Source organism: Yersinia pekkanenii (assembly GCF_001152565.1).
GTDB lineage: Bacteria > Pseudomonadota > Gammaproteobacteria > Enterobacterales > Enterobacteriaceae > Yersinia > Yersinia pekkanenii.
Map to the genome: position 1 here is coordinate 51,875 of NZ_CQAZ01000027.1, position 11,209 is coordinate 63,083.

Below are 11,209 nucleotides of genomic sequence, written 5' to 3' on the forward strand. Positions count from 1 at the left end.
GTAACCTCTTTTTATACTTGGAGCCGCAGCGGTGTTAGCGGCTCTATCTCAATTGACTCACATGGTGCTCTGCCAATACGCCCTGTTTCTCTCGCTGCGCCATGCCCTGCTCAAAGGTTTGCATTCCCCATTGCCCACCCGTCTGTATCACCGAGGGTAACTGGTAGGTTTTACCCTCCCGAATCAAATGACTGCTTGCTGTGGTCTGTGTCAGAACTTCAAATACAGCAATACGCCCTCCCCCGGTTTTATGACACAATTTTTGCGCGATAACAGCGCGTAAACTGGCGGCCAATTGTGACTGGATAGCCGTTTTTTCTGCCGCAGGGAAAACATCCACCAGTCGATCGATTGCCTGAGTTGCAGTGCGGGTATGTAACGTTGCCAGCACCAGATGCCCCGTTTCAGCCGCCGTCAGAGCCAAGCGAATAGTATCCAGATCCCGTAATTCACCCAGCAAAATAATATCGGGATCCTGACGCAGTGCCCCGCTTAAGGCACTATTAAAAGATGGGGTATGACTCCCCAACTCCCGTTGCTGGATCAAACATGACTGGCTGTTATGGATAAACTCGATCGGATCCTCCAGCGTAATAATATGGCGTGCCTGCTGCTGATTAATAGCGCGGATCATCGCGCTCAAGGTGGTGGACTTACCACTGCCTGTCGCGCCAGTAACCAGAATTAATCCATTTTCTTGCTCAATGAGTTGGTTAATAATCGGCGGAGCATCCAATTCGTCCAGTGACGGGCAAGCTGCGGAGATAAGACGAAAAGCTATCGATTGCCCCTGATTCTGCTGAAAAATATTCGCCCGTAACCTGTGACCAGCAACCGTGGTGTAAGCACAATCAACCTGCCCCATTTGTTGCAATCGGCTTTGTTGCACCTCACTCAATAAATGCTGACTTAATTTATGGAGCCAGCACGCCTTGACCCGCGGCCAGTGCGTAAAGGTTTTCAATGCACCATCAATGCGTAATACCGGGTGATAACCGGTACAAAGGTGCAGATCCGATGCGTTATGATTTACACTAGTCGCTACCTTATTTGCGAAATCCTGTTCGTTAAAGCCACTATCGGCATGTTCAGGGTTTTCTAAATCAATGCGTTTGGTAGCAATACCGCTAAATGCTGGGTTATCCAGTTCGGTGTTTTTATCATTCAGACTGGTGAAATCCATATCAAACTCCTGGGTCCATATGAGCACAATTGAGCACAATCTACAGGATGTCAGAGCGAGGATCGCAGCAGTTGCACATAATTGCGCACGCTCTCCAGAAGAAGTGACATTGCTTGCAGTCAGTAAAACCAAACCTGTGACAGCTCTCGAAGAAGCTATCGCCGCCGGGCAATATGCCTTTGGCGAAAACTATGTGCAGGAAGGGGTGGATAAAATCCACTATTTTGCGAGTAAAGCCGATAACGCCCCTCTTGAATGGCACTTTATCGGCCCGCTGCAATCCAATAAAAGCCGGTTAGTGGCAGAAAACTTTGCCTGGTGCCATACCGTCGATCGGCTGAGAATAGCACAACGTCTGAGCGACCAACGCCCGGCAGATATGCCCGCGTTAAACGTATTGATTCAGGTCAATATCAGTGATGAGCAGAGTAAATCAGGGATTACCTTAGCCGAGTTACCCGCATTAGTTGCCAGCATAAGTGAATTACCTAATTTGCATTTACGCGGGTTAATGGCCATTCCGGCACCCGAAAATGATTACCAACGGCAACTGGCTGTATTTGAGCAAATGCATCAGGCTTTCTTGACTTTAAAAGCCAGCTACCCTCAGATGGATACGCTTTCCATGGGGATGACAGATGATATGGCAGCAGCGATCAGTGCCGGCAGTACATTAGTGCGCATTGGCACCGCTATTTTTGGTTCCCGCACTTAAATACCCGGTGGCTTCAAATACAAAAGGGATAAGGAGTTATTTAATGCAATATCGTCACATTACATTCATTGGCGCTGGCAATATGGCTCGCGCGATCGTCGCCGGTTTGGTTGCTGGGGGTTACCCCGCTAACATGATCAGCGTTTGCGCGCCGTCAGGTAAAAATCGTGATGCTCTGGCCGCAGAGTTTGGTGTTATCAGCAGTGATGATAATAGCGCGGAGGCACAAAAGGCTGAAGTGGTAGTTTTGGCCGTTAAACCTCAATTAATGGCTGATGTATGCCAGCCGTTGCGGGAAAAAGTCGATTTTAGCGGTAAGCTAGTGCTCTCTATTGCCGCAGGTATTCAGGTTGCACGTTTCTACGCGCTATTAGGCGATAAGCTCAGTTTGGTGCGCATTATGCCAAATACCCCGTCGTTGGTAGGTAAAGGGATGAGCGGCTTATATGCCCCCGAGCAGGTTTCACAGACAGATCGTGACTTCACTGCCACACTAATGAGCTCCGTGGGTAAAGTTTGTTGGGTGAATGACGAGAACGGTATCAACAGCGTTATTGCCGCAGCAGGCAGTGCACCGGCCTACTTCCTCTTGTTTATGGAAGCGATGCAACAAGAAGCCGAGCAATTAGGTTTTAATCGTGAAACCGCCCGTCTATTGGTGCAACAAGCCGCCGTTGGTACCACTGCGCTGGTGGAAGCTAACCCGCAATTATCGCTGTCGGCCCTACGTGAGCAGGTCACCTCTAAAGGTGGTACTACCGCTGAGGCGATTCGGGTGTTTAATGAGCATTATCTATCGAAAACTGTTGCCAACGCCATGCAAGCCGCTATTGTGCGTGCGGAGGAAATGGAAAAGCTGTTCTGATAGCCGCAAAATTTACAAAACTCAACACTGCCCCTGACACTTTCTCGTTAAAATAGGGGTCTATCCATATAATATGCGAATACATTTTCTAAAGGATCAAGGCAACTCATGCTAACGCTGACTTTTCTGGCCAAAACGGTTATTGACCTGTACGTAATGATACTGCTGTTACGTATCTGGATGCAGTGGGTTCACAGTGACTTCTACAATCCATTCTCACAATTTGTGGTAAAAATAACACAACCGATTGTTGGTCCGCTGCGCCGAATTATTCCTTCGCTGGGGCCAATAGACAGCGCATCCTTGCTGTTAGCCTTCTTGCTGATGACCATTAAGTACCCGCTGCTGGTACTGATCCAAAGCGGTTCGATGTCACTCAGCCTTTATAATCTACTGTTCGGTATCATTTCGTTGGTGAAGGCCGCCGGTTATCTGATTTTCTGGGTGATGATTATTCGTGCGTTGATGAGTTGGGTCAGTCAGGGTCGCGGCGCAATGGACTATCTGCTGCTCCAGTTAACTGAGCCGCTGATGGCACCAATTCGCCGCATCCTGCCAGCGATGGGTGGTATTGATTTCTCGGCAATGATAGTTATCCTTATCTTGTATTTGATCAACTATTTAGGCATGGATCTGCTAGGCGAGCTTTGGTTCGTACTGTGAGTCCAGTAACACCCTTACTAGACGGGCTGGCGCTCAAGCTATATATTCAGCCGAAAGCCAGCCGCGATCAGATTGTCGGTTTACATGGCGATGAACTGAAAGTCGCCATCACCGCCCCGCCCGTTGATGGTCAGGCTAATGCCTATTTAATCAAGTTTATCGCCAAACAATTTCGAGTAGCCAAAAGCCAGGTGATTATCGAAAAGGGCGAGTTAGGGCGGCATAAACAAATCAAAATTGTTAACCCGCAACAGATCCCGCCAGAAGTTGCGGCGCTACTCGAGTGATAGAGACTTCCCGCTAGAATTGGGTTAATGATCGTCAAGCGATATGGCGCTCAGCCCAAATAGAAATTCAGGACCCCTCCATGCAAAAAATAGTATTAGCCACCGGCAACCCCGGCAAAGTGCGTGAATTGGCAAACTTGCTGGCCGATTTTGGGTTAGATGTGGTAGCACAAACCGAACTTGGCGTTGAATCTGCTGAAGAAACCGGCTTAACCTTCATTGAAAACGCCATATTAAAAGCACGTCATGCCGCACAAATTACGGGTTTACCGGCCATCGCCGATGACTCAGGTTTGGCAGTGGATGCTTTGGCGGGTGCGCCGGGGATTTATTCCGCACGCTTCGCTGGCGCTGATGCCAGTGATCAGGAGAATCTCGAGAAACTGCTGATTGCGTTGAAAGATGTGCCTGATGAACAACGCAGTGCCCAATTCCATTGTGTACTGGTCTATATGCGCCATGCCGAAGATCCAACGCCATTGGTATTCCATGGTCAATGGCCTGGTATAATTGCTCACCAAGCTACTGGTACCGCCGGATTTGGCTACGACCCTATTTTCTATGTACCAGAACTGGGTAAAACCGCGGCTGAGTTAACCGCTGAAGAAAAACACGCGGTATCCCACCGAGGTAAGGCCCTGAAACTGATGTTGGATGCGCTGCGCAATGCTTAAATTACCGCCGCTCAGTCTCTATATCCATATTCCCTGGTGTGTGCAGAAGTGCCCTTACTGTGATTTTAACTCCCATGCACTGAAAGGCGATGTGCCTCATCAGGAATATGTAGAGCATTTATTAGCCGACCTTGATGTGGACGTACCTTTGGTCAGTGGCCGGGAGATCAGCACCATTTTTATTGGTGGTGGCACCCCCAGCTTGCTCAGTGCCGAAGCTATGCAACAGTTACTTGATGGTGTCCGCGCCAGACTGCCACTGGCAGCCGATGCAGAAATCACCATGGAAGCAAACCCAGGTGCCGTCGAAGCCGATCGTTTCAGCGGCTATCAACGCGCTGGTATCAATCGTATTTCTATTGGTGTGCAAAGCTTTAGTGCGCAGAAACTAACGCGTCTGGGGCGGATACACGGGCCGGAAGAAGCAAAACGGGCAGCAGAGCTGGCAACCGCACTAGAACTACGCAGTTTTAATCTGGATTTGATGCATGGATTGCCAGATCAGACACTGGAAGAGGCATTGGACGATTTGCGCCAGGCCATCGCGCTGAACCCACCACACCTATCCTGGTACCAATTGACCATCGAGCCAAATACCGGTTTCAGCTCTCGCCCGCCAACGTTGCCGGATGACGATGCGTTGTGGGATATTTTCCAGCAAGGCCACCAGTTACTCAGTGAGGCCGGGTATCAACAATACGAGACCTCGGCCTATGCCAAGCCGGGTTATCAATGCCAGCATAACCTTAACTACTGGCGCTTTGGTGACTATCTTGGCATTGGCTGTGGTGCTCACGGTAAAGTCACCTTCAGCGACGGGCGAATTCTACGCACCATAAAGACTAAGCACCCCCGGGGTTTTATGCAGGGGAAATATTTGGATAAACAATACCAAGTGGCGGCCGTTGACCGGCCTTTTGAGTTCTTTATGAACCGTTTCCGTTTACTGGAAGCCGCGCCGCGTGCAGATTTCACCCATTTCACCGGATTGGCCGAAAGCACTATTCGCCCACAGTTGGACGAGGCATTGACCAAAGGGTATTTAGTCGAAACGGAAGAATATTGGCAGATTACCGAGAAAGGTAAGTTATTCCTTAACTCGCTGTTGGAGCTGTTTTTGTAGCTCTGACGCATAAAAAAGCAGGTTCAGACGGAGTCCCCAACCTGAACCTGCTAAATCTGCAGTAAGAGATCAGTTCAACACCTTAAGTAAATCCTTACGCTGCTGCTCGAGTACCGTCACCCGACCACACACCTCATGGCCAAACTGCTGGAAGTCCTGCTCCTGATTGTTCCATTCGTTCTGGATAGCCTGCTGTAACCCCCCAAGATTGCCCATAATGGCCTGTAACGGATTATTACCCGCACTGCCACTGGTCGCTTGCTTGACGCCCATCTCATTCAAGCTGTCCTGCAATACGCCGCCCATGCTTTGCTGCACCAACTGACGACCATCTTTTTCTACCTGATCGATAGCCTGATGATGGAAGGTTAAGCCATCACTGCGTTTTTCAATAATACGGCTCATTTGCTGCTTAAGCTGATCGTTCAGTGTGATCAGCCGGTTACGCACATTGCTGCTGCTACCCAATTGCTGAACAATCACTTTATCCAGTGAAACTCGTGCTTTTTCGAGATGCTGCTGCGCGCCCTGTTCTATCCACGGTAAATCTTTGCGCAATGCAGTCTGGTAGCGGAAGGCCTGCTGACGCTGCGCATCGGTTAGCGTGAGGGTCTTACCATTGCGGATAACATCGCCATCCGGCGAAATCTGCAAATTGCCACTGGCACCCACCACCTGCACAGATTGCGGGCTGATAATCACATCATCCTGTGGCTTTACGTTGCACTGGTATTCAGCCTGTACCTGCCAGGCGGTCAACATCAATATCATCAGACCTGCCGTTCGTAATGCTTTCATTTTATGTAACATAAAACTCCTGAGAAGCTGTTTTAAAAAATGGAGCGGCCAATCCGCTGTGCCAGTAGCTCTAAGGCAGCAGTTCCCGCGAGAGAGTTCCCTGCGCTATCTAATTCAGGTGACCACACCGCAATACACAGTTCATCCGGGACAATAGCTATAATGCCGCCACCTACACCGGACTTACCCGGCATACCAACACGGAAGGCGAACTCACCCGCGCCGTCGTACATGCCGCTGGTAATCATCAACGCGTTGATTTGCCGTGCCTGCATCGGCGTAATCAGCGCGTCATGTCCACTGATACTGCGCCCCTGATTTGCCAGATAGACAAAACACCGAGCCAGCTCGATACAACTCATGCGCATGGCGCAGTAGTGAAAATAGGTTTGCAGTACCGTCAACACATCGTTATCAAAATTACCAAAAGACTTCATCAGATAAGCGATAGCGGCGTTACGGTCTGAATGCTCAAACTCTGAGCGGGCCACTCGAGGATCATAGTTGATGCTATCGTCATTCACGAGTCGGCGCACCACTTCCAGCATCCGTTGTTTTGGCGCACTTAGGCGGCTTTGTAGCATATCGCACACCACCAGCGCGCCGGGATTAATAAAAGGATTACGCGGTTTACCCTTTTCTAATTCCAACTGGACCAGTGAGTTAAATGGCTGACCAGACGGTTCTTTGCCTACCCGCTGCCAGACGTCTTGTTCGCCATAACGAGATAATGCCAGTGTCAGGCTTAATACTTTAGAAATCGATTGAATAGAGAAGCGCTCATCGGCATCTCCGGCCTGAAAAATCTTACCCTCCAGCGTACAAACGGCAATGCCCAGTTTGTCAGTAGAGACCTCGGCCAAGGCTGGAATATAATCAGCAACTTTCCCCTGACCAATCAGCGGGCGAACCTGCTGCAATATATCCGTCAGCAAAGCACTATCTAAAACGGTTGCCACCTCTAGAATTTTTGCCAACACAATGCTCCCAATAGAATCTCAGTAACAGCTTGCACTAACTGGGCAGACTAAAAACAAAGGCGCCTGCATTAGGCGCCCTTATTGATTACCTGCCACCAACGCGGAAGATCAATCCCACCAGATATCAAACAGTTCACTGGTTTCTACATTTTTCATTTTGCGAGCTTCCAGCCATTTAGTGACTAATGCGCGGTGCTCATCAGTACAATGACCGATCTCTTGCAGACAAATCAGCCCTTCCCACTGCAAATAGCCACTGCCATCAAATGCCAAGCCGTTTGCTTCAATCACTTCACCGATAAAAGCATCGACAGTTTCATCAATAACATCAACACTGGTCCCTTCAGGGAAGGTCCACTGTACGGAAAAACCCAATTCTTGAAACTCGTCAATATGCATTTTTTTGCGTAAACGACGACTGCGATTGTTAGCCATTATTCTTTCCTCTCAAACATCAGATCCCAAACGCCATGTCCCAGACGCTGGCCACGTAATTCAAATTTTGTCAGCGGACGCGAGTCCGGACGAGGAACATAATCATTTTGTTCTGAAAGGTTGCGGTATCCGTTCATACCTGACATCACTTCCAACATATGTTCCGCATAATGTTGCCAGTCGGTCGCCATATGGAACACGCCACCCACTTTTAATTTACTTTTTACCCGCTCAACAAAAAGTGTCTGAACGATACGACGTTTATTATGGCGCGCTTTGTGCCATGGGTCAGGGAAAAACAACTGCACCATATCCAGCGATGCATCTGGGATCATATTTTCCAGGACTTCAACCGCATCATGGCACATAATCCGCAAGTTACTCAGGCCAGCGTCATGAGCTGAACCCAGGCAAGCACCCACTCCCGGAGAGTGGACTTCTATCCCCAAGAAATTCTGCTGTGGGTTGCTGGCAGCCATGGTTATCAGCGAAGTGCCCATACCAAAGCCTATTTCCAGTACTACCGGGGCCTCACGGCCAAACAAGGTATTTAAGTCAACCGGAGCTGCCTGATATTCCACGCCCATCACCGGCCAGTAGGTATCCAGCGCCAGTTGTTGGCCCTTGGTTAAGCGGCCTTGGCGGCGGACAAAACTACGAATACGGCGCATAGCGCGGCCGTTTTCATCAAATTCCGGAGAGATGACGTCATTTATCATGGTGCTTTCTGTCTGTTGGTTGGTTGCATATGCGAACGCGCATTATGCAAAGATTCGCCAGTTTATCAACTATGGATGCCATAAGCACAAAATTAAGCGGTAAATAACGGATTAATGCCCAAACGGGCTAAGTGAATGTAGCTAACGCCGCTGTAGCGTCAAGGGCGAAGGGGGTTTACAGCACTGGCGCTCTATGCTGCAATCCAGCCTTAATTTATTTATCTGCCGGATATCGATACCTACTTATGATGCAAGCGCAACAATTCGCGCACCTGGTACTTGAGTGGTACCAACGCTTTGGTCGCAAAACACTGCCATGGCAATTGGATAAAACGCCTTATCAAGTCTGGTTGTCAGAGGTGATGTTGCAACAAACTCAAGTTGCGACCGTCATTCCCTATTTCCAACGCTTTATGCTGCGCTTTCCTGATATCCGCTCTTTGGCAGCGGCACCGTTGGATGAGGTTCTGCATTTATGGACTGGCTTAGGTTACTACGCCCGTGCCAGAAACCTGCATAAAGCCGCCCAAACTGTGGTTGAACGCCACTTGGGTGAGTTTCCCACTACTTTTGACGAGATACTCGCACTACCTGGTATTGGGCGTTCAACTGCTGGTGCCATTTTGTCGCTCTCTTTAGGGCAACATTTTCCTATTTTAGATGGTAACGTCAAACGAGTGTTGGCTCGTTGTTACGCCATTGAAGGATGGCCCGGTAAAAAGGATGTCGAAGGCCGCCTGTGGCAAAGCAGTGAAGATGTCACACCCGCTAAAGGCGTAGGCCAGTTTAACCAAGCGATGATGGATTTAGGGGCCATGGTTTGTACCCGTTCTAAACCCAAATGTGAACTGTGCCCGCTGAATACCGGCTGTATGGCTTATGCTAACCACAGTTGGGCGCGCTACCCAGGTAAAAAACCCAAGCAGATACTGCCCGAAAAAACCGCCTATTTTCTATTGCTGCAAAACGGCGCTCAGGTGTGGCTCGAACAACGCCCTCCCGTGGGACTCTGGGGCGGGTTATTTTGTTTCCCACAATTTCCTGAGCAAGATGATCTGGACCGTTGGTTACAACAGCGTGGTATGACTACCGGCGGCTTGCAGCAGCTAACGGCTTTTCGCCATACCTTCAGCCACTTTCATCTGGATATTGTCCCAATGTGGCTGAATGGTGCGTCATCCAGTGGATGCATGGATGATGGCGCAGGTCTCTGGTATAACTTAGCACAGCCACCTTCGGTAGGATTAGCGGCTCCGGTTGAACGCTTATTACTTCAATTAGCAAAAGACGAGTTATCAAAAGAAGAGTTAGCAAAGGAAGAATTGGTAAAATAATAACGGGCAACACCGCCGTCTACCCAAACAGCTTTATTTGACGAGAGTCATAGAAGAGGATCTAGCATGAGCAGAACGATTTTTTGCACATTTTTGAAGAAAGATGCTGAGGGGCAGGACTTTCAGTTGTATCCGGGTGAAATCGGCAAACGGATCTATAACGAAATTTCAAAAGAGGCTTGGGCACAATGGATAACCAAACAAACCATGCTGATTAACGAGAAAAAACTGAGCATGATGAATATTGAAGACCGCAAACTGCTGGAACAGGAGATGGTCAACTTCCTGTTCGAAGGGCAAGATGTGCATATTGAAGGTTATACTCCACCGAGTCAGTAACCCATTACGGGGTCTGCGCTGGCCCCGCTATTATTTATTCCTTAACGGGGATATTCCTCATCAAGATATGGCTTGTAAGATGAAGAAAATTTTAGCTTTGCTGATAATTGCACCCTTGTTAGTGTCTTGTTCAGGTAATAAGAATCAGGAAGAAAAAGAAGCCGTTGTCAAAGACACCAACGGTTTTGAGATTTTAATGGGCCAATTTGCCCATAACATTGAAAATATTTGGGGATTAAAAGAAGTTTTAATCGCGGGTCCGAAAGATTACGTTAAGTACACGGATCAATACCAAACCCGCAGCCATATCAACTTCGATGCCGGTACCATTACGGTTGAAACTATTGCCACGACCGATCCGGCGGCTCATCTACGTCAGGCGATCATTACTACATTATTAATGGGCGATGATCCTGGTTCGATCGATCTCTACTCTGATGTCAACGATATTCAGATCAGCAAAGAACCTTTCCTCTATGGGCAGGTGCTGGATAACAATGGCCAGCCAATTCGCTGGGAATGGCGGGCAGCCCATTTTGCTGATTATTTGCTGCAAACCAAAATGCAAAAACGGACCTCCGGCCTACATGTTATCTGGTCGGTAACCTTGCAATTGGTGCCTAATCATTTGGATAAGCGCGCACATAAATATCTGCCACTGGTGCGGCAATCGGCTGAACGATATGGTGTAGAAGAGTCATTAATTCTGGCTATTATGCAAACAGAATCGAGCTTCAACCCGTATGCTGTCAGCGGCTCTGACGCGCTGGGTTTGATGCAGGTAGTTCAACATACTGCCGGGCGTGATGTATACAAACTGAAAGGTAAGAGTGGTCAGCCAAGCCGTAGCTATCTGTTCGATCCAGCCAATAATATCGATGCAGGTACTGCCTATCTGTCAATTTTGCAAAATACCTATTTGGGCGGTATTCAAAATTCTACTTCACGGCGTTATGCCGTTATTACTTCCTATAATGGCGGTGCTGGCAGCGTATTGCGAGTATTCTCCAGCGACAAGAATCAAGCGGTAAATATTATCAATAATATGGCACCAGGAGATGTATTCCAAACACTGATCACTAAACACCCATCCG

General features: G+C 48.7%; 14 protein-coding genes. 9 read left to right on the top strand and 5 right to left on the bottom strand.

What is annotated here, in order from left to right:
* Positions 1-43 precede the first annotated feature (43 nt).
* Positions 44-1,183: a type IV pilus twitching motility protein PilT gene (locus AEP37_RS14390; protein WP_049613978.1), complete on the bottom strand. Its 1,140-nt coding sequence runs from the start codon at positions 1,181-1,183 to the stop codon at positions 44-46.
* A 19-nt stretch (positions 1,184-1,202) separates the two neighbouring features.
* Between AEP37_RS14390 and AEP37_RS14395 the strand changes: the two genes are divergently transcribed.
* The 6 genes from AEP37_RS14395 to hemW all read left to right on the top strand — a co-directional run bounded on the left by AEP37_RS14395 (position 1,203) and on the right by hemW (position 5,510).
* Entirely contained in the window at positions 1,203-1,898 is a 696-nt protein-coding gene (locus tag AEP37_RS14395) for a YggS family pyridoxal phosphate-dependent enzyme (protein WP_049613979.1), read from the top strand.
* A gap of 43 nt (positions 1,899-1,941) precedes the next feature.
* Positions 1,942-2,763, top strand: coding sequence for a pyrroline-5-carboxylate reductase (proC, locus tag AEP37_RS14400; protein ID WP_049613980.1), 822 nt, complete (start codon positions 1,942-1,944; stop codon positions 2,761-2,763).
* 108 nt (positions 2,764-2,871) lie between these two features.
* Positions 2,872-3,426: a YggT family protein gene (locus AEP37_RS14405; protein ID WP_049613981.1), complete on the top strand. Its 555-nt coding sequence runs from the start codon at positions 2,872-2,874 to the stop codon at positions 3,424-3,426.
* Positions 3,423-3,713: a DUF167 family protein YggU gene (gene yggU / locus AEP37_RS14410; protein WP_049613982.1), complete on the top strand. Its 291-nt coding sequence runs from the start codon at positions 3,423-3,425 to the stop codon at positions 3,711-3,713. Before AEP37_RS14405 ends, yggU begins: the two co-directional genes overlap by 4 nt.
* An 80-nt stretch (positions 3,714-3,793) precedes the next feature.
* The gene (locus AEP37_RS14415) at positions 3,794-4,387 is read left to right on the top strand and encodes an XTP/dITP diphosphatase (protein WP_049613983.1); all 594 of its coding nucleotides are present in this window, start codon (positions 3,794-3,796) and stop codon (positions 4,385-4,387) included.
* Complete coding sequence (gene hemW, locus AEP37_RS14420) at positions 4,380-5,510, top strand: radical SAM family heme chaperone HemW (protein ID WP_049613984.1); 1,131 nt, start codon at positions 4,380-4,382, stop codon at positions 5,508-5,510. Before AEP37_RS14415 ends, hemW begins: the two co-directional genes overlap by 8 nt.
* 69 nt (positions 5,511-5,579) lie before the next feature.
* Here hemW and AEP37_RS14425 read toward each other — a convergent pair whose 3' ends face one another.
* From AEP37_RS14425 to trmB, 4 genes are all read right to left on the bottom strand, one after another.
* On the bottom strand, positions 5,580-6,320 hold the full coding sequence (locus tag AEP37_RS14425) for a YggN family protein (RefSeq protein ID WP_049613985.1): 741 nt from the start codon (positions 6,318-6,320) through the stop codon (positions 5,580-5,582).
* Between the two features lie 20 nt (positions 6,321-6,340).
* Positions 6,341-7,267: a glutaminase B gene (glsB, locus tag AEP37_RS14430; protein WP_049613994.1), complete on the bottom strand. Its 927-nt coding sequence runs from the start codon at positions 7,265-7,267 to the stop codon at positions 6,341-6,343.
* Positions 7,268-7,396: 129 nt separating this feature from the next.
* Positions 7,397-7,723, bottom strand: a complete 327-nt coding sequence (locus AEP37_RS14435; RefSeq protein WP_049613986.1) for a YggL family protein — start codon at positions 7,721-7,723, stop codon at positions 7,397-7,399.
* Positions 7,723-8,442, bottom strand: a complete 720-nt coding sequence (gene trmB / locus AEP37_RS14440; RefSeq protein WP_049613987.1) for a tRNA (guanosine(46)-N7)-methyltransferase TrmB — start codon at positions 8,440-8,442, stop codon at positions 7,723-7,725. Before trmB ends, AEP37_RS14435 begins: the two co-directional genes overlap by 1 nt.
* 245 nt (positions 8,443-8,687) lie before the next feature.
* Between trmB and mutY the strand changes: the two genes are divergently transcribed.
* The 3 genes from mutY to mltC form a co-directional block, all read left to right on the top strand.
* Positions 8,688-9,776, top strand: coding sequence for an A/G-specific adenine glycosylase (gene mutY, locus AEP37_RS14445; protein ID WP_049613988.1), 1,089 nt, complete (start codon positions 8,688-8,690; stop codon positions 9,774-9,776).
* Positions 9,777-9,842: 66 nt separating this feature from the next.
* A complete protein-coding gene (locus AEP37_RS14450; protein WP_049613989.1) occupies positions 9,843-10,115 on the top strand; it encodes an oxidative damage protection protein in 273 nt (90 codons plus the stop codon).
* A 79-nt stretch (positions 10,116-10,194) separates the two neighbouring features.
* Positions 10,195-11,209 (top strand): membrane-bound lytic murein transglycosylase MltC (gene mltC / locus AEP37_RS14455; protein WP_049613990.1); only part of this gene is annotated, 1,015 nt, incomplete at its 3' end.